The organism is Geodermatophilus sabuli (assembly GCF_010686765.1).
Classification (GTDB): Bacteria; Actinomycetota; Actinomycetes; order Mycobacteriales; family Geodermatophilaceae; genus Geodermatophilus; species Geodermatophilus sabuli_A.
On sequence record NZ_JAAGWF010000023.1, the window covers coordinates 85,978 to 102,200 of the forward strand.

The 16,223-nt window shown below is 76.8% G+C and carries 21 protein-coding genes and 1 riboswitch; of the genes, 12 read left to right on the plus strand and 9 right to left on the minus strand.

Features of this window, described 5'->3' with window-relative positions:
• Window positions 1-89 precede the first annotated feature (89 nt).
• From GCU56_RS19670 to GCU56_RS19680, 3 genes are all read right to left on the minus strand, one after another.
• Window positions 90-1,238 carry a class I SAM-dependent methyltransferase gene (locus GCU56_RS19670; protein ID WP_163483465.1) on the minus strand — a complete coding sequence of 383 codons (1,149 nt, stop codon included), beginning with the start codon at window positions 1,236-1,238 and terminating at the stop codon, window positions 90-92.
• A 103-nt stretch (window positions 1,239-1,341) separates the two neighbouring features.
• Window positions 1,342-2,469, minus strand: a complete 1,128-nt coding sequence (locus tag GCU56_RS19675; protein WP_163483467.1) for a class I SAM-dependent methyltransferase — start codon at window positions 2,467-2,469, stop codon at window positions 1,342-1,344.
• A gap of 117 nt (window positions 2,470-2,586) precedes the next feature.
• Window positions 2,587-2,925: a peptide-methionine (S)-S-oxide reductase gene (locus GCU56_RS19680; protein ID WP_163483468.1), complete on the minus strand. Its 339-nt coding sequence runs from the start codon at window positions 2,923-2,925 to the stop codon at window positions 2,587-2,589.
• A gap of 103 nt (window positions 2,926-3,028) precedes the next feature.
• Here GCU56_RS19680 and GCU56_RS19685 point away from each other — a divergent pair, with 103 nt between their 5' ends.
• The 3 genes from GCU56_RS19685 (at window position 3,029) to GCU56_RS19695 (ending at window position 4,476) form a co-directional block, all read left to right on the plus strand.
• Window positions 3,029-3,232, plus strand: a complete 204-nt coding sequence (locus GCU56_RS19685; RefSeq protein WP_163483470.1) for a hypothetical protein — start codon at window positions 3,029-3,031, stop codon at window positions 3,230-3,232.
• 56 nt (window positions 3,233-3,288) lie between these two features.
• Window positions 3,289-3,918 carry an alpha/beta fold hydrolase gene (locus tag GCU56_RS19690; protein ID WP_239522569.1) on the plus strand — a complete coding sequence of 210 codons (630 nt, stop codon included), beginning with the start codon at window positions 3,289-3,291 and terminating at the stop codon, window positions 3,916-3,918.
• A gap of 111 nt (window positions 3,919-4,029) precedes the next feature.
• Window positions 4,030-4,476 carry a rhodanese-like domain-containing protein gene (locus tag GCU56_RS19695; RefSeq protein ID WP_163483473.1) on the plus strand — a complete coding sequence of 149 codons (447 nt, stop codon included), beginning with the start codon at window positions 4,030-4,032 and terminating at the stop codon, window positions 4,474-4,476.
• A gap of 24 nt (window positions 4,477-4,500) precedes the next feature.
• On the opposite strand, the gene GCU56_RS19700 is transcribed toward GCU56_RS19695, so the two are convergent.
• Entirely contained in the window at window positions 4,501-5,013 is a 513-nt protein-coding gene (locus tag GCU56_RS19700) for a VOC family protein (protein ID WP_163483474.1), read from the minus strand.
• Between the two features lie 212 nt (window positions 5,014-5,225).
• Between GCU56_RS19700 and GCU56_RS19705 the strand changes: the two genes are divergently transcribed.
• Entirely contained in the window at window positions 5,226-6,518 is a 1,293-nt protein-coding gene (locus GCU56_RS19705) for an Nramp family divalent metal transporter (protein ID WP_163483476.1), read from the plus strand.
• Window positions 6,519-6,574: 56 nt separating this feature from the next.
• On the opposite strand, the gene thiD is transcribed toward GCU56_RS19705, so the two are convergent.
• The 5 genes from thiD to GCU56_RS19730 form a co-directional block, all read right to left on the minus strand.
• Window positions 6,575-7,396, minus strand: a complete 822-nt coding sequence (gene thiD, locus GCU56_RS19710) for a bifunctional hydroxymethylpyrimidine kinase/phosphomethylpyrimidine kinase (protein WP_163483478.1) — start codon at window positions 7,394-7,396, stop codon at window positions 6,575-6,577.
• On the minus strand, window positions 7,393-8,049 hold the full coding sequence (gene thiE, locus GCU56_RS19715) for a thiamine phosphate synthase (RefSeq protein ID WP_163483479.1): 657 nt from the start codon (window positions 8,047-8,049) through the stop codon (window positions 7,393-7,395). Before thiE (GCU56_RS19715) ends, thiD begins: the two co-directional genes overlap by 4 nt.
• Window positions 8,046-8,840 (minus strand): hydroxyethylthiazole kinase, encoded by a 795-nt coding sequence (gene thiM, locus GCU56_RS19720; RefSeq protein ID WP_345771958.1) that lies wholly within the window; start codon window positions 8,838-8,840, stop codon window positions 8,046-8,048. The genes thiE (GCU56_RS19715) and thiM overlap by 4 nt, the downstream gene beginning before the upstream one ends.
• A riboswitch (TPP riboswitch) is annotated at window positions 8,833-8,926 on the minus strand. Its footprint overlaps the gene before it by 8 nt.
• Before the next feature lie 34 nt (window positions 8,927-8,960).
• The gene (locus tag GCU56_RS19725) at window positions 8,961-9,581 is read right to left on the minus strand and encodes a TenA family protein (protein WP_163483482.1); all 621 of its coding nucleotides are present in this window, start codon (window positions 9,579-9,581) and stop codon (window positions 8,961-8,963) included.
• Entirely contained in the window at window positions 9,578-10,171 is a 594-nt protein-coding gene (locus tag GCU56_RS19730) for a TenA family transcriptional regulator (protein WP_163483484.1), read from the minus strand. Before GCU56_RS19730 ends, GCU56_RS19725 begins: the two co-directional genes overlap by 4 nt.
• Before the next feature lie 147 nt (window positions 10,172-10,318).
• On the opposite strand from GCU56_RS19730, the gene GCU56_RS19735 reads away from it, so the two are divergent.
• The 8 genes from GCU56_RS19735 to GCU56_RS19770 all read left to right on the plus strand — a co-directional run bounded on the left by GCU56_RS19735 (window position 10,319) and on the right by GCU56_RS19770 (window position 16,154).
• Window positions 10,319-11,668, plus strand: a complete 1,350-nt coding sequence (locus tag GCU56_RS19735; protein WP_163483485.1) for a purine-cytosine permease family protein — start codon at window positions 10,319-10,321, stop codon at window positions 11,666-11,668.
• Window positions 11,665-12,291 (plus strand): thiamine phosphate synthase, encoded by a 627-nt coding sequence (thiE, locus tag GCU56_RS19740; protein WP_163483487.1) that lies wholly within the window; start codon window positions 11,665-11,667, stop codon window positions 12,289-12,291. Before GCU56_RS19735 ends, thiE (GCU56_RS19740) begins: the two co-directional genes overlap by 4 nt.
• The gene (gene thiO / locus GCU56_RS19745) at window positions 12,288-13,421 is read left to right on the plus strand and encodes a glycine oxidase ThiO (protein WP_163483488.1); all 1,134 of its coding nucleotides are present in this window, start codon (window positions 12,288-12,290) and stop codon (window positions 13,419-13,421) included. Before thiE (GCU56_RS19740) ends, thiO begins: the two co-directional genes overlap by 4 nt.
• Complete coding sequence (thiS, locus tag GCU56_RS19750; RefSeq protein ID WP_163483490.1) at window positions 13,421-13,621, plus strand: sulfur carrier protein ThiS; 201 nt, start codon at window positions 13,421-13,423, stop codon at window positions 13,619-13,621. The genes thiO and thiS overlap by 1 nt, the downstream gene beginning before the upstream one ends.
• A 3-nt stretch (window positions 13,622-13,624) precedes the next feature.
• On the plus strand, window positions 13,625-14,437 hold the full coding sequence (locus GCU56_RS19755) for a thiazole synthase (protein WP_163483491.1): 813 nt from the start codon (window positions 13,625-13,627) through the stop codon (window positions 14,435-14,437).
• A complete protein-coding gene (locus GCU56_RS19760) occupies window positions 14,434-15,006 on the plus strand; it encodes a thiamine phosphate synthase (protein ID WP_163483492.1) in 573 nt (190 codons plus the stop codon). Before GCU56_RS19755 ends, GCU56_RS19760 begins: the two co-directional genes overlap by 4 nt.
• A gap of 73 nt (window positions 15,007-15,079) precedes the next feature.
• Window positions 15,080-15,610, plus strand: a complete 531-nt coding sequence (locus GCU56_RS19765) for a DUF1697 domain-containing protein (RefSeq protein ID WP_163483494.1) — start codon at window positions 15,080-15,082, stop codon at window positions 15,608-15,610.
• A gap of 121 nt (window positions 15,611-15,731) precedes the next feature.
• A complete protein-coding gene (locus GCU56_RS19770) occupies window positions 15,732-16,154 on the plus strand; it encodes an ATP-binding protein (protein ID WP_163483495.1) in 423 nt (140 codons plus the stop codon).
• Window positions 16,155-16,223 lie beyond the last annotated feature (69 nt).

The following is a 16,223-nucleotide window of genomic DNA, read 5'->3' on the forward strand; positions in this document are numbered from 1 at the left end:
GCGACAGGGCCATCGAGTGTGAGACCTCACACTGCTGGTCCCCTCATCGGCAGCTCACTGGAGTCGCTACAGCCGAAGTCCGCACACCTTCAATCCTCAACTGTTCCGGAATGCCGGAGCCGGTAGAAGCGGAAGACGTCGTGCTCCACCGGGAGGACGTCGATCCCGGCGAACCCCGCCGCCCGCGCGTAGCCCTCCAGCACCGCCGGCCGCATCACCGTCCCCGTGCCGGCCGACGGGCGGGTGGACAGCCCGTCGGGCAGGCAGCAGGTGAGGCTGTAGGCGTACATGAGCCGCTCGACCTCGTCCCCGGGGGCGGTGAACCGCTCGGCCACCCGCTCGTCGACGACCAGGACGGTGCCACCGGGCGCGACCATCGCCCGCATGGCGGCCAGGACGGCGACCGGGTCGGCCAGGTCGTGGACGCACTCGAACGCCGTGACCACGTCGTAGCGGCCCCTGGCGGCGGAGAGCCGCCCGACGTCGGCCACGCGGAAGCCGACGCGGTCGGCCACGCCGGCCTCCTCGGCGTTGCGCCGGGCGGCCTCGACCGACGGAGCGTCGACGTCGTACCCGTCGACGCGGGCCTGCGGGTACGCGCGGGCGATGCCGATCGAGGACCAGCCCATCCCGCAGCCGACGTCGGCGACCCGGCCACCGGCGCGCAACGCGGCATCGAGTCCGGGCACCGACGGGAGGTCCCGGGTGGCCAGCGGCCCGAGGAAGTACGCGCGGTTGGCGGCCGCCTGGGCGTCCCGCGCGTCCTCCATCTCGGCCCAGCCCAGCCCGCCACCGCTGCGGTAGACCTCGAGCAGCCGCGGCACGTTGCGGGTGAAGGCCAGGGCGGCACGGGCGAACGGCGGCGTGAACGCCAGGTCGAGCTCGTCGACCAGCACCGGGCGGTGCTCCGCCGGCAGGGCGAAGCGCCGCTGCTCCGGCCCCGCCTGAGGGTCGTCCACGGTGAGCAGGCCGGCGACCGCCTGCTGCTCCAGCCACTCGCGGGCGTAGCGGGCGTCGGTGCCGGTCCGGGCGGCCAGCTCCGGGGCGGTGGCCGGAGCCTCGTCCAGCGCCCGGTACCAGCCCAGCTCGCTGCCGAGGTGCACCGCGGCGAGCTCCAGGCTGGCGAGGACCGCGGCGCCGAGCCGGTCGGCCAGGGGCTGCGGCGCGGCGGCCGTGTCGGGCGGTGCGGCGGGAACGGGGATGCCGGCGGTGACGGACGGGAGGTCGGTGCTGGTCATGCCCGCCGACCGTGGCCCGCGACGGCGACGCGGGCCAGGGCCCTCCGGCCCGACCCCGGTGCCGGCCCCCGGCCCGGTCCCGGCCCCGGCCCCGGCCCCGGCTTCAGCGGCGTGTGGAGACGGTGACGGTGAACTTCGGGGTCTGCTCGGCGACCCGGGTGGGCCCGACGAGCCGGCTCAGCACCGGCTTGTAGCGCAGCGCGGAGTTGTAGACCGTCCACAGCTCGCCACCGGGCCGGAGCACCCGTGCCGCCGCGGCGAACAGCCGATCGGCGGCGGTGGTCACGACGGCCGCGCCGACGTGGAACGGCGGGTTGAGGACGACGAGGTCGACACCGCCGTCGGCCAGCGACTCCGCGGCGTCGTCCCGGACGACGTCGATCCGGTCTCCGAGGTCGTTGGCGGCCGCCGTCTCGGTGGCCGACCGGACGGCCGCCGCGGACTGGTCCGTGGCGACCACCCGCACCGTCAGGCGGGCGGCCGCGAGGGCAGCCGCGAGCACCCCGGTGCCGCAGCCGAGGTCGAGTGCCACCTCCGCGTCCGGCGCCATGCGGTCCAGCGAGCGCAGCAGCGTCCGCGTCCCGATGTCGACCTTCGTGCCGGCGAACGCGGCGCCGTGCGCGCACACGGTCAGCCCGAGGTCGGGGTGCTCCTGGCGGCGCGGGAACGTCGTCCGGACGCCGGGGCGCGGACCGCGGGCGACCAGCACCCGCGACTTCTGCCGCGCCAGCGTCGCCGACACCTCGGTGAACGACTCCCCCAGCACGTCGTTCATCGCGTGCGTCATGTGCTTGACCCGCCCGCCGACCAGGACGGTGACGTCGGGCGCCGCGGAAGCGGCGAGGACCTCGGCGATCTCGCGCAGCGCCTCCAGCCCCTTCGGGGCCTGCACCAGCACCAGCCGGGCGCCGTCGGCCAGCGCCGGGCCCAGCGGGACCGGGCGGGAGGTGCCGGTCAGCCCGGTCCGCTCGGCGTTGCGCTCCAGCGCCCGCTCCCCCACCAGCAGGTCCTGGGCGACGCGGACGTCCCGGGCCCCCATCGTGACCGCACCCAGGGTCAGCGCCCCGTACGCGTCGTCGACGACGGCGACCGCGCCGGGTCCGCAGCCGGCGACCAGCTCGGCGGCGGTGTCCAGCAGCAGCCGGTCGGTCGCGTCGACCGCGACCAGCTCTGGCGCCTCCACGTCGGGAGCCCGCCGGAGCTGGGAGAGGACCTCAGCCGTCTCAGTCATGGTCGGTGGGGGCCACGGCCCCGGCCCTGGCCCCCCTGCAGGGGCCCGCCGCCTGTTGCGGCCCCGTCCCGGGCCCCGCCCTCAGCTCGCGGACGGTGGGGACGACGGGGTCCCTCATCAGACGCCGGGGAGGGCGACCGGGCAGGAGACCCCCGTGGAGTGGACCGGGCAGTACCCGTTCGGGAGCTCGTAGAGGTACTGCTGGTGGTACCCCTCGGCGTGGTGGAAGTCGCCGAGCGGCGCGATCTCGGTGGTGGTCTCGCCGTGCCCGGCCTTCTCCACACCCCAGGAGCACCCGGCGCCGAAGACGGCGGTCTGCAGGCCCTCGGGGAACGGTGGCTGGATGCGGTTGCCGTTGACCGCGTGGACCTCGGGGACGTTCGGCAGCGCCCCGGAGCGGCCCGGCAGTGCGTCCGCGGCCGCCACCGGCTGGGTCGTGACCCGGGTGGAGGACATGCTGGGAGCGTAGGCGCGTCAGGCAACCCCCAGCTCACGCGCGGGAACCGGCGGAACGGCGACCGGCGGGTTGCCATGGCCCGGATGCGGGCAGGGAGCGGACATGTGGCTCTTCCTCACCCGCCGGCTGCGCATGTGGCTGCTCCTGACCGTCGTCGTCCCCCTGGCCACCGGCATCCTCCGGCGGGCCGGGCGAGCCCTGGAACGGCGGACCGGCCCCACCCAGGTCAGCGGGGCGCTGCTCAAGGCCGGCGACCTCGGGGACCGCGCCCGCGCGACCCTGCGCGGCGGGCGCCGCCGCCGGTGACGGCGGGCTCGTCCCCCGTCCTCGAGCACGTCCCACCGTCGCGCCCGGTCCGGGCCGTGGCGGTCTTCTGCCACGGCGGCACGGTGGCCAGCGTCGAGCCGCCGCGCGAGCGGGCCCTCTCCCTGCTGCGGATGCGGGCGGTGGAGCAGTTCGTCCGCCGCGCGGCGGCCGACCGTGGGCTGGCCACCTACCTGCTGCGCTACCGGGTGGCCGGCTGGAACGGCGCGGCGGCCGACGCCTTCGCCGACGTGCGGTGGGCGCTGGCCGACATCCGCGGCCGGCACGGCGACGAGGTCCCGGTCGTGCTCGTCGGGCACTCGATGGGTGGCCGGGCGGTGCTGCGGGCCGGCGGGGACCCGTCGGTCCGGGCGGTCTGTGCGCTGGCCCCGTGGACGCCGCTGGGCGAGCCGGTGGACCACCTGCGGGGCCGTACGGTGACGGTGCTGCACGGCCGCGGCGACCGCTGGGTGCCGGCCGAGCTGTCGGCCGAGTTCGCCGCCCGGGCGCGGTCCGCGGGTGCCCGCATCGCCCGGTTCACCATCGCCGGCGGGCACAGCATGGTGCGGCGGGCGCCGGTGTGGCACGCGTTCGTCCGGGACGCCGTCCTCCCGGGCGCCGGGCTGGCGCCCGAGCGCGCCGACCTGCGCGCCGCGCTCGACCGCGGGGACCTCGCCGTCCCGCTCTGACCGGTGCGCGCCGCGGCCGGGGTCCGCCGCCGAGGCTGCTGGCGCTGGCGCTGCGGTCGTTGGCAGCAGGGGGTCTCGTGCCGGCGGGGGACTCGACCGAGGATCGCGACCGTGCCCCTCGACTGGTCGACCGACCCCGCCGACGCCGTCCGCCACTTCGCGCACCGGCTGGCCGTGGAGACCGACGTCAGCGACGTCGCCGCCGCGCTGGCCTCCGGGACGCCCGGCTTCGTGCTGCTCGACAGCCGGAGCCCGGCGGCCTGGGCGCAGGGGCACGTGCCCGGGGCGGTGCACCTGCCCGGCACGGAGATCGCCGGGCGCGCAGCAGCCGAGCTGGCCCGGTCGGTCCCCGTGGTGACCTACTGCTGGGGCCCCGGGTGCAACGGTGCGACGCGGGCAGCCCTGGCGCTGGCCCGGCTCGGCTTCCGGGTGCGGGAGATGATCGGCGGCTTCGAGTACTGGGCACGGGAGGGCCTGCCGGTGCAGACCGCCGACGGCGTCTCCCGGCCCGAGGTGGACCCGCTCACGGCGCCGACGACGGTCACCTGCGGCTGCTGACCGCGCTCCAGGCCCGGGCGCGGGTCAGGCGGGGGTGGAGACGCCCACCCCGCCGCGGGTCTGCGCGCCGTAGCGGGTCATCTCACCGTCGAGGTCGAGCGGGCCGGTCATCGTGGCTCCCTCCATGAGCTCCGGCGTGACGAACTGCGCCGGCAGCAGCCAGGAGACCTCGAACTCCAGGCCGTCGGGGTCGTGGGCGTAGAGGGCCTTCGTGGTCACGTGGTCCGACGCCCCCACGAGCGCACCGGCCTGCACGAGCGCGTCGCGGATCCGGGCCAGCTCGGCGAGGGTGTCGACCTCCCAAGCCAGGTGGTAGAGCCCGACCGTGCGGCGGCCCGCCTCCGAGGCGCCCGCCCCCGCGCCGATCTGGAACAGCCCGAGGTCGTGGTCGTTGGTCGACCCCTCCGCCTGCAGGAACACCGCCGCACCGGGGATCTCCATCTTCGCGCGGAAGCCCAGGACGTCGCGGTAGAACGCGTGGCTGCGGGCGACGTCACGGACGTAGAGGACGGCGTGGTTGAGGCGCTGGACGGGCATGGCGGGCTCCTGCTCCGGTGCGGGTACGCCAGCAGTGTGCGCCGCAGTGCTTGACAGTTCAAGGACTGCGCGGCCGAGCCTGGCGCCGTCCCCCTCCGGAAGGGCAGCCTCAGCTTGGCCCTCGGGGGCCACAGCACGGCCCGGACGTGTCACCCCGGCCGGGCACGACGAGGAGCGACCGCCCACCCGCTCCGTCGCCCTGCGAGGCCGCCGTGTACCTGTCGAAGACCGAGGCCGCCGTCCTCCCGACCACCCTGGTCGGCACTCCGAGACGTGCTCCGGAGCCGGCGGGACGGCGGCGGATCTGGCCGCTGCTGGGCCCGGCCTTCGTGGCCGCGGTGGCCTACGTCGACCCGGGCAACTTCGCCACCAACTTCTCCGGCGGTGCCGCGTTCGGCTACACGCTGCTGTGGGTCATCGTCGCGGCGAACCTGATGGCGATGCTCATCCAGTCGCTGACCGCGAAGCTGGGCCTGGCCACCGGCCGTGACCTGGCCACGCTCTGCCGGGAGCGGCTGCCCCGCCCGGTCACCTGGGGCCTGTGGGTGCAGGCCGAGGCGGTCGCCATCGCCACCGACCTGGCCGAGATCGTCGGCGGAGCGGTCGCGCTCAACCTGCTCTTCGGCGTCCCGCTGCCCATCGGGGGGCTGATCACCGCCGTCGTCGCCTTCCTGCTCCTCGGCGCGCAGTCCCGCGGTCACCGGCCCTTCGAGCGGGTGATCACCGGTCTGCTGCTGGTGATCGGGCTGGGCTTCGGCTACACGCTGGTCGGCTCGGGGGTGGACCTGGGTGGGATGGCCGGTGGCATGGTGCCCTCCTTCGACGGCCCGGAGAGCCTGGTGCTCGCGACCGGCATCCTGGGCGCGACGGTCATGCCGCACGTCATCTACGTGCACTCGGCCCTGACCCCCGGCCGGTACGGCGACTCCGTCACCGCCGGGCGCACCGCCGCGGGCCGCGGCCGGCTGCTCAAGGCCCAGCGGCTCGACGTCCTGCTGGCCATGGGGCTGGCCGGGCTGGTCAACGCGGCCATGCTCGTGATCGCCGCGCAGCTGTTCACCGGGTCCGACGACGCCGGCACGCTGGAGGGCGTGCACGCCGGGCTGGGTGACCAGCTGGGCTCCGGTGCCGCGATCGCCTTCGCCCTCGCCCTGCTGGCGTCGGGGTTCGCCTCCTCCTCGGTCGGCACGCACGCCGGCCAGGTGGTCATGGCCGGGTTCCTCCGCCGGCACATCCCGGTGCTGGCCCGCCGGCTGATCACCCTGGCCCCGGCCCTGGCCGTGCTGGTCCTCGGCGGGGACCCGACGACCGCGCTGGTGTGGTCGCAGGTCGTGCTGTCCTTCGGCATCCCGTTCGCCCTCGTGCCGCTGCTGTGGCTGACCGCCAGCCGGGACCTCATGGGCGGCTGGGTCAACCGGCGGGTCACCACGATCGCCGGCTCCGTCGTCGCCGCGCTGATCATCGGCCTCAACGGCCACCTGCTGCTGGGCTTCGTCCTCGGCTGAGCACCGTCGTCCTGGGCTCTTCCGCGGACGAGCCCGGGTGGGGACGGCGGCAGGGGTCAGGCGGGCCACCAGCCGGCGAAGTGGTGCACCGGCCCGTGTCCCGACCCGACCCCCAGCGACTCCCCCGCCACCAGCGCCGCCTGCAGGTAGTCGCGGGCCGCCTCCACCGGCGGCGCCCAGTCCGCCGGTGCACCGGCCCGGTCGCGGGCGACCAGCGCCGCGATCGCCGAGGACAGCGTGCAGCCGGTGCCGTGGGTGGCCGTGGTCGTCACCCGCGGCCGGCGGGTCCGCACCACCCCCGCGGCGGTGGCCAGGACGTCGACGCTCTCCTCCCCACCGAGGTGCCCGCCCTTGAGCAGCACCGCACCGGGCCCCAGCGCCAGCAGCGCGGTCGCCTGATCCGGCAGCTCCTCGGCCCGGGTGGCCGGCGCGACGTCCAGCAGCGCCGCGGCCTCGGGCACGTTCGGGGTGACCAGGTCGGTGACCGGCAGCAGCACGCTGCGGACGGCGTCCACCGCGTCCTCGCCGATCAGCCGGTCGCCGCTGGTCGCCACCATCACCGGGTCGCAGACCACCGCGCCACCGGGCCGGTCGGCCAGCACGCGGGCGACCTCGCGCACCACGTCCGCCGAGCCGAGCATGCCGAGCTTGGTCGCGTGCACGGCCACGTCGTCGAACAGCGTGCGCAGCTGCTCGCCGACGAACTCCGCCGGCACCGGGTGGACACCGGTCACCCCGCGGGTGTTCTGCGCGGTCAGCGCGGTGAGCACCGACGTGCCGAAGACGCCCAGCGCGCTGAAGGTCTTCAGGTCGGCCTGGATGCCGGCGCCGCCGCTCGGGTCGCTGCCGGCCACGGTCAGGGCCACCGCCGCAGTCACGTGCGCACCAGCTCCAGGGCGGCCCGCAAGGACCGCGCGGCGGCCGCCGGATCGGGCGCCGCGCAGACGTCGGACACCACGCAGATGCCGTCCACCCCGGTCGCCGCCACCGCGGCGGCGTTGCGGGCGGAGATGCCGCCGATCGCCACCGCCAGCAACCCGCCGTCCCGCGCGGCCGCAGCCAGCGTGCGGACGCCGTCGAGCCCGAGGCCGGGGCCGGCGTCGGGCTTGGTCGGGGTCGCCCAGACCGGGCTCAGCCCCACCAGGTCGACCGTGCCCGACGGCAGGGCCCGCACCGCGGCGAGGTCGGCGGCCCCGGTCACCGACACCCCGACCAGCGGCCCCGGCCCGAGCAGCGCCCGCACCTCGGCGGCGGGCAGGTCCTCCTGCCCCACGTGCACGTCGGCGCCGGTCAGGAGGGCGACGTCCACGGCGTCGTTCACCACCACCCGCACGTCGGGCCGGTCGGCGAGCACGGCCTGGACGGCGCGGGTGAGGGCCAGCAGGTCGCGGCGGCTCGCCGTCTTGTCCCGCACCTGGACGGCGGTCACGCCACCGGCGACCGCGGCGGCCACGACGTCCGGCACCGACCGGGGCGCGCACAGCGCGGTGTCGGTCACCAGGTACAGCCGCGGGTCGAACCCGGCCCTCATGAGGTCCGCACGTCGGCCTCGCCCAGGGCGTCGCCGTCCAGCGCGTCCAGGGCGTCGAGCCACTGGGCGGCGAACGTCCCCGGCCCGTCGGCGAGGTCGGCGGCGATCTCCGCGGCCAGCGCCACGTGCGCGTGCGCGGCGACCGCGCCGCCGAGCGCGTCGCCGGTGGCCGCGACGTAGGCGGCGACCAGCGCGCCGAGCGCGCAGCCGGCCCCCGTGGTCCGGGTCAGCAGCACCGACCCACCGCCGATCCGCACGGTGCGGGTGCCGTCGGTGACGACGTCGACCTCGCCGCTGACGGCGACCACGCCGCCGGTGCGGGTGGCGAGCTCCTCGGCGGCGGCCAGCGCGTCGTCCGCCGTCGCGGTGCTGTCCACCCCACGCCCGCCGGACCCGGCGCCGGCCAGCGCCAGCACCTCCGAGGCGTTGCCGCGCACCACGGTCGGGCGCAGCGCGACCAGCTCGCCGGCCAGGTCGGTGCGGAAGCGCAGCCCGCCGACGGCGACCGGGTCCAGGACCCAGGGGGTGCCCACCTCCCCGGCCGCGCGCGCGGCGATCCGCATCGCCTCGGCCGTGCGGGCGTGCACGGTGCCCACGTTGACCAGCACCGCGGAGGCGACCGCGGCGAACTCGCCGGCCTCCTCGGGGGCGTCCACCATGGCCGGCGCGGCGCCGACAGCGAGCAACACGTTCGCGGTGAGCGTCTGGACGACGGTGTTGGTCAGGCAGTGCACCAGCGGTGCTGAGTCGCGCAGCGCCGTCCGGGCCGCGCGGAGCTGATCGGCATCCACGGCGTGACATCCCTTCGCCAGCATGACCTGGGCAGGTTCGACGGGTGTGTTCTCAGTCCGGCGGGCGGACACCCCGTGTCGCCGGTCAGGGTAACCACCACCCGGCGGGAGACCGCGGGCTCAGCCCCGCCAGGCCGCGTCGAAGAAGGCGAGCTCCAGGGTCATCGCCCGCCGGTAGGCCCGGGCGACGCCGGGGCCGTCGTCCGCGTGCCGGTCCAGCAGCAGCTCCAACCTGACAGCGAGCTCCTCGAACGCGGGGTCGGCGTAGGCGGTCACCCAGTCCACGTACGGCCCGGCCGACCGCCCGGCGAGCGACCGGCCCAGGAACGCGTAGAGCCGCATGCACGGCGTCATGGCCGCGCAGAGCACGCCGGGGCCCTCCAGCGAGGCGGTGGCCAGCAGGAAGTCGGTGTAGGCCAGCGTCGCCGGCACCGGCTCGACGGCGGCCAGGTCGATCCCCTCCCGGCGCGCGTAGCCGTCGTGCAGCCGCAGCTCCTCCCGCACGCCGGCGAGCAGGTCGGCGAACGCCTCCAGCGTCGGGCGGTCGGAGCTGCGGGCGAGCCCCAGCGCGTAGGCGCGGGCGAACGCCTCGAGGAAGAACGCGTCCTGCGCGACGTACCCGGTGAACCGCTCGCGCGGCAGCGTGCCGTCGGCGATCCCCGCGACGAACGGGGAGGTCAGCGCCGCGTTCGCGAGATCGGCGTTGGCCGCCCAGAGCCGGGCGGCCGGACCCGTGGTCACGGCGCGGCTCCGGTCATGTCCCAGAACGCCGTCTCGGCGGCGACCACCTCGAGGAACACCGCGTCGTCCGCTCCGCCGGCCGCGTCGGCCGCCGTCTCGAGCCCGGCGACGTAGCCGGCGAAGCCGGGCACCGTCCAGTGCTCGACGAACTCGCGGAAGGCCGGCGCGCCGGGCCGCGCGCCCGACCAGGCGTCGAGGTAGGTCCGCTCGATCGTCCACAGGGCGGTGAGCGCGGTCGGGACGTCGGCGGCGTCGAGCCGGTCGAGCAGCGCGGTGTAGGCCGTGGTGGCGGGCAGGGCGGGTGCGCCGAGGTCCAGGCCGCGGACGGCCGCCCGCTCCTCGAACCAGGCCAGCTCCTCGACCAGCGCGACCGCTCCGCCGGCCAGCACCGCCTGCGCCGGCCGGGGCGCCCGGGCCAGCAGCCGCGCTTGGAAGCGCAGCAGGTCGGCCACGAAGCGGGCGTCCTGCACGAGCCAGGTGTCGAAGGCCGCGGCCGTCGTCGTGCCGTCGCGGACGCCGTCGAGGAACGGGTGGCGGGTCGCCCGGCGCCAGGCCTCGGCGTGGCGTTCGAGCAGCTCGGCGACCGGCACGGCGGGAACTGTACGAGGTGGTTATGGTGGCGGCGTCACGGCTCTGGTGCCGTGTGCGGGAGCTCGGGCGACCGGGCTGAGAGGGCGGCTGGACGCGCCGCCGACCGTCGGAACCTGTCCGGGTAATGCCGGCGTAGGGAGCCTCTCTTGAGCACGTCGGACACCGCCACCACCTCGGCCCCCTCCGCGGACGCGCCGCTCACCCTCACCGCGCCGCCCCCCGCGACCCTCGGCCTGCGGGACTCCCTGGGGCTGTGGGGCAACCTCGGCGTCAGCCTGCTGCTGCCGGTGGCCGCGGTCTTCGTCGTGCTGCCCGGCCGCTCGCTCGCGGCCACCCTCGGCGCGATCGTGGTCGGGGCGGTGATCGGCGCGGTGCTGCTCGGGCTGGGGGCCGCCGCGGGGGCGCGGGAACGCGTCCCCGGCATGGTGTTGCTGCGCGGCCTGCTCGGCCGCCGGACGTCGTACCTGCCGACGGCGCTGAACCTCGTGCAGTGCGTCGGCTGGGCCACCTTCGAGATCGTCATCATCGCCGAGGCCGCCTCGCGCGTGCTGGACGCGCCGCGCTGGCCGTTCGTGCTGGCCGCCGGCGTCCTCGCCACCGCCATGGCGCTGCGCCCGCTGGGGGTCGTCCGGCTGCTCGCCCGGTACGCCGTGTGGGCGGCCCTGCTCGCGATCGGCTACCTGTACGTGCAGGTGCTGGCCGAGCCGCTGCCGCCCCTGGAGGGCGGCGGGGCGACGTCGTTCTGGACGGCGGCCGACATCGTGATCGCGCTGCCGGTCTCCTGGTTCCCCCTCGTCGCGGACTACACCCGGCACGTGCGCAGCGGCCGCGCGGCGTTCGTCGGGGCCTCGGTCGGCTACGGGCTGGCCACTGTCGCGATGTTCACCCTGGGGGTGCTCGCGCTGGCCGCGTACGGGAGCACGGGTCTCGACGTGATCGACGCGCTGCTGCTGGTGCCGCTGGGCGCCGTGGCCGTGCTGGTGCTGGTCTCCGTGGAGCTGGACGAGGCCTTCGCGAACGTCTACTCCACCGCGGTGTCGGCGCAGAACGTCGTCGCGCGGCTGGACCGGCGGGTGCTCGCGGTCGTCGTCGGGGTGCTCGCCACCGGCCTGGCGCTGTCGTTCGACATCGCCGCGTACGAGCCGTTCCTCTTCCTCATCGGCGCGGTGTTCGTCCCCCTCATCGGCGTCTTCGTGGTCGCCTACTGGTCGACCCCGCGCGGCGGGTGGGACACCTCGGACACCGCACCGGCGCGGCTGCTGTTCCTGCTGCCCTGGGCCGCCGGTTTCCTCGCCTACCAGCTGACGCTGCCCACCTTCTTCGCCGGCCCGGGGGCGGGCTGGACGGCGTGGTGGGGCGCGCGCCAGGCCGACCTGGGCATCGACCCCGGCAACGGTTGGTCGGCCTCGCTGGTGAGCCTCGGCGTCGCCGCCGTCCTCACCGTGCCGCTGGTGCTGCCCGCCCTCGTGCGCCGGCGCCGGGCGGTCCGCCCGTGACCCCACGCCTCGGCGGGCTGCACGTCCTCACCGACGCGCGCGGCGGGCCGCGGGCGCTGGCCGCCGTCGGCGCGGCTGTGGCCGCCGGGGCGCCGGTCGTGCAGGTCCGCGTGAAGGACTGCACCGACCGCACGCTGTACGACTTCGCCCGCCAGGTGGTGGAGATCTGCGCCCCCGCGGGGGTGACCTGCCTGGTCGACGACCGCGTCGACGTCGCCCTCGCCGTCGGTGCGGCCGGGACGCACCTGGGGGCGGCGGACCTGCCGGTGGCCGCGGCCCGGCGCCTCGCCGGTCCCGGGCACCTCATCGGCGGGACGGCCCGCGACGCCGAGCAGGGCCGCCGGCTGGTGGCCGAGGGGGCCGACTACCTCGGCGTCGGCCCGGCGTACCCGACGACGACGAAGTCCGGGCTGCCGGACGCCATCGGCCCGGCCGGCGTGGGCGCGGTGGCCGCGGCCGTCGCCGTGCCCGTCGTGGCGATCGGCGGGATCACCGTCGACCGGGTCCCCGCCCTGCTCGCCGCGGGCGCGGCCGGGGTGGCGGTGGTCGGGGCGGTCTCCGCGGCCGCCGACCCGGGAGCCGCCACCCGCGCGCTGCTGCGGGCGCTCGAGGGCAGCGGATGACCGCCGACGTGGTGGTCGCCGGAGGCGGGCTGATCGGGTTGTCGACCGCCTGGCGAGCGGCACAGCGGGGGCTGTCGGTGACCGTCGTGGACGACGCGGCCGGGTCCGGCGCCTCCGCGGCCGCGGCCGGGATGCTGGCCCCGGTCACCGAGGCCGGCTACGCCGAGGAGCCCCTGCTGCGGCTGGGGCTGGCGTCGCTGCAGCGCTGGCCGGGCTTCGCCGCCGACGTGGAACGGGCCAGCGGGCTGCCGGTGGGGCTGCGCACGGCCGGGACGCTGGTGGTCGGGTTCGACGACGACGACGTGCGGGAGCTCGACGCGCTGCACGCCTTCCAGCGTGAGCTGGGCCTGGCGGCCGAGCGGTTGACGCCGCGGGCCACCCGGGCGCGGGAGCCCTCGCTGACGCCTCGGGTCCGGGGCGGGCTGTTCGTCGCCGGCGACCACTCGGTCGACGGCCGGGCCCTGCACGCCGCGCTCCTCGTCGCCGCGCGGGCGGCCGGGGTGGCGGTGGTACCCGCCCGGGTCGCCGCCCTCCTGGTCGACGGCGGACGGGCAGCGGGCGTGGGACTGGCCGGCGGCGGCGAGGTCCCGGCCGGCGCCGTCGTCCTCGCGCTCGGGGCGCACAGCGCCGGGCTGCCCGGCGTCCCCCCGCTGCCCGTCCGGCCGGTGAAGGGGCAGATCCTGCGGCTGGCCGGCGCCGCGGGGCTGCTCGAGGGGACCGTCCGCGCCCTGGTCCGCGGCCGGCACGTCTACCTGGTGCCCTACGCCGGGGACCGGCTGGTCGTCGGGGCGACCACCGAGGACCGCGGCTTCGACGCGACCGTCACCGCAGGGGCCGTGCACGAGCTGCTGCACGACGCCATCGAGGTCGTGCCGGGAGTGAGCGAGCTGGAGCTGGCCGAGACCCTGGCCCGCTGGCGACCCGGCACGGCGGACAACGCGCCGCTGCTCGGGCCCTCCGGCCTGCCGGGCCTCGTGCTGGCCACCGGCCACCACCGCAACGGCGTGCTGCTCACCCCGGTGACCGCCGAGGTCGTCACCGAGTTCCTGGTCACCGGCGAGCTGCCCGCGCTCGCCGCTCCGTTCACCGCCGACCGATCGGCGCCCGACCCGATGAGGAGCCGTTCCTGATGCAGCTCACCGTGAACGGTTCGCCCACGCCGCTGGCCGACGGCGCGACGGTGGCCGACCTGGTCGCCGAGCGCGGCGGCGGACACGACCGCGTCGCTGTGGCGCTCAACGGCGACGTCGTCCCGCGCAGCAGCTGGCCGGCGACCCGGCTCTCCCCCGGCGACACCGTCGAGGTGCTCGCCCCCACGGCAGGAGGATGACCGATGACGACCTCGGAACTGGCGCCCGCCCTCGGGCAGCAGGAGGCCGCCGACCCGTTCTCGATCGGCGGGGAGACCTTCAGCTCGCGGCTGCTGCTGGGCACCGGCGGCGTCCCGAGCCTGGAGGTCCTGGAGCGGGCGGTGCGGGCGTCGGGGACGCAACTGGTCACGGTGGCCCTGCGGCGGGTCGAGGCCTCCTCGAGCGCCTCGATGCTCGAGGTGCTCGACCGGTGCGGCGTCCGGCTGCTGCCCAACACCGCCGGATGCCGGACCGCACGGGAGGCCGTCCTCACCGCGCGGCTGGCCCGGGAGGCGTTCGGCACGTCGTGGGTGAAGCTCGAGGTGATCGGTGACGAGCACACCCTGCTGCCCGACGCGGTGGAGCTGCTCGACGCCGCCGAGCAGCTGGTGGCCGACGGCTTCACGGTGCTGCCCTACACGACCGACGACCCCGTTCTCGGCCGCCGGCTCGCCGACGCCGGCTGCGCCGCGGTGATGCCGCTGGGCTCACCGATCGGCAGCGGCCTGGGCATCCGCAACCCGCACAACATCGCCCTGCTGCGCGAGGCGGTGTCGGTCCCGGTGGTGCTCGACGCCGGCATCGGCACCGCCTCGGACGCCGCACTGGCCATGGAGCTGGGGTGCGACGCGGTGCTGCTGGCCTCGGCGGTCACCCGGGCCCGCGATCCCGAGCGGATGGCACTGGCGATGCGCTCGGCGGTCGAGGGCGGCCGGCTGGCCCTCCGCGCCGGCCGCATCCCGCGCCGCGTCCACGCCCAGGCGTCGACACCCATGCTCGGCCTGCCCGACCTGTGAGCCTCCCCGGCCTGCTCGTGCTCACCGACCGCTCGCAGTGCGACCGGCCGCTGGCCGACGTCGTCGCGGTGGCGGTCGACGCGGGCGCGCGGGCTGTGGTGCTGCGCGAGAAGGACCTCCCCGACGGGGAGCGGGACGCCCTCGCCGGGGAGCTGCGGGCGGTGCTCGCTCCGGTCGGCGGGCAGCTGGTGTGCGCCGGCCCGCGGGGGGACGACGCGGTGCACCTGGCCGCCCGCGACCCGTTCCCCGCCCCCCGGCCACGGCTGGTCGGGCGGTCGTGCCACTCGGCCGGGGAGCTGGCCGCGGCGCGGGCCGAGGGCTGCGACTACGTGCTGCTGTCACCGGTTTTCCCGACCCGGTCCAAGCCCGGCTACGGGCCGGCCCTGGGCGTCGAGGGGTTCGCCCGGCTGCTGCCCGGGGCGCCCCCGGCGTACGCCCTGGGCGGGGTGCTCCCCGACGTCGTCCCCGCGCTCCTGGCGGCCGGGGCCGCCGGCATCGCCGTCATGGGCCCGGTGATGCGGGACCCGTCGATCGTGGCGGCCTACCTGACCGCGCTCGCCGCGGCCTGACACCGGACCGGGCGGGCGGTCGGGCGGTCGCGGTCCGGGAGCCGTCGGAGCGGGGCGGGGATACGGTTCCGTCGTGGCTCGGTACGTCGTCCTGCTGCGCGGCATCAACCTCGGCCGCGCGCGGCAGGTCGGCATGGCCGACCTCCGGGAGACCCTGACCGGGCAGGGTCACGCCGGGGTGCGCACCCACCTGCGCAGCGGCAACGTGCTGCTCGACAGCGACCTCGGCGAGGACGAGCTGGTCCGGGAGGTGGAGGAGGCCGTCCGCGCGCGGTTCGGCTTCGACGTCCCCGTCGTCGTGCGGACCCGCGACGAGCTCGCCGCGGTGGTCGCCGCCGACCCGTTCGCCGGGGTGGCCACCGACCCCGCGCGCTACACGGTGACCTTCATGGTGCGGCCGCCCGAGCCCGGGAGGGTGGCCGCGCTGCCGCCCGCCGAGCTCGGGGCGTACCGGGTGGTCGGCCGCGAGCTCTTCCTGTGGTTGCCGGACGGGATCGCCGACACCCCGCTGGCGTCCTGGCGGTGGGACACGCTGCTGGCCGTGCCGGGCACCACGCGGAACTGGAACACCGTCACGAAGCTCGCCGAGCTGGCCGCGGTGTGACGCGGCTCGCACCGAGGTTTAGGCGGCCTCTTCCCGACGCATACGCAGGTGTTCGGCCCGCCGGCGGGCCGAGGGCCGAGCGCGCCTCCGGGCGGTTACAGCACGTGAGGGGACCAGCGGCGTGACATGGGAAACGGCCGGGGCGGTGTGGCCGACCGCGACCCCGCCGACCGCCCACGAAGCGCTCCGCTGGGACCTGGCGGACGTCGCCGAGCTGCCGCGGGTGCGTGCCGAGCTGCGGCGTCACCTCCCCGCGCCCGACCTCGCCGACCTGCGCGACCGGCTGGTCCTGGCGCTGGACGAGATGGCCTCCAACGCGCTGCGGCACGGCGGCGGCGCGGTGCGGGCGGCCGTGGGCCCGACCGGTGACGGCTGGCTGATCGAGGTCTCCGACTCCAACGCGGCGACCCCGCCGACGCCGGCGGTCGGCCGGGACCCCAGCGAGGGCGGGCTGGGCCTCTACCTGATCGCCGAGCTGGCCTCCGCCCACGGCTGGTTCGTCAGCGCCGGGGCCAAGACCGTGTGGGCCGTGCTCGCCCGCTGACAGCGAGGCCCTCCAGGCCGCCGCGGGCCCGCGGACGGCGGGCGGTGTGCGGTGGGCGGTGGGGGGAGG

Excerpts from the sequence above, each read along its gene's own strand:
- thiE (WP_163483479.1), bottom strand. The coding sequence starts at position 8,049 with ATGAGGGCCGGGTTCGACCCGCGGCTGTACCTGGTGACCGACACCGCG.
- thiS (WP_163483490.1), top strand. The coding sequence starts at position 13,421 with ATGCAGCTCACCGTGAACGGTTCGCCCACGCCGCTGGCCGACGGCGCG.
- GCU56_RS19670 (WP_163483465.1), bottom strand. The coding sequence starts at position 1,238 with ATGACCAGCACCGACCTCCCGTCCGTCACCGCCGGCATCCCCGTTCCC.
- GCU56_RS19675 (WP_163483467.1), bottom strand. The coding sequence starts at position 2,469 with ATGACTGAGACGGCTGAGGTCCTCTCCCAGCTCCGGCGGGCTCCCGAC.
- GCU56_RS19680 (WP_163483468.1), bottom strand. The coding sequence starts at position 2,925 with ATGTCCTCCACCCGGGTCACGACCCAGCCGGTGGCGGCCGCGGACGCA.
- GCU56_RS19700 (WP_163483474.1), bottom strand. The coding sequence starts at position 5,013 with ATGCCCGTCCAGCGCCTCAACCACGCCGTCCTCTACGTCCGTGACGTC.
- thiO (WP_163483488.1), top strand. The coding sequence starts at position 12,288 with ATGACCGCCGACGTGGTGGTCGCCGGAGGCGGGCTGATCGGGTTGTCG.
- GCU56_RS19685 (WP_163483470.1), top strand. The coding sequence starts at position 3,029 with ATGTGGCTCTTCCTCACCCGCCGGCTGCGCATGTGGCTGCTCCTGACC.
- GCU56_RS19755 (WP_163483491.1), top strand. The coding sequence starts at position 13,625 with ATGACGACCTCGGAACTGGCGCCCGCCCTCGGGCAGCAGGAGGCCGCC.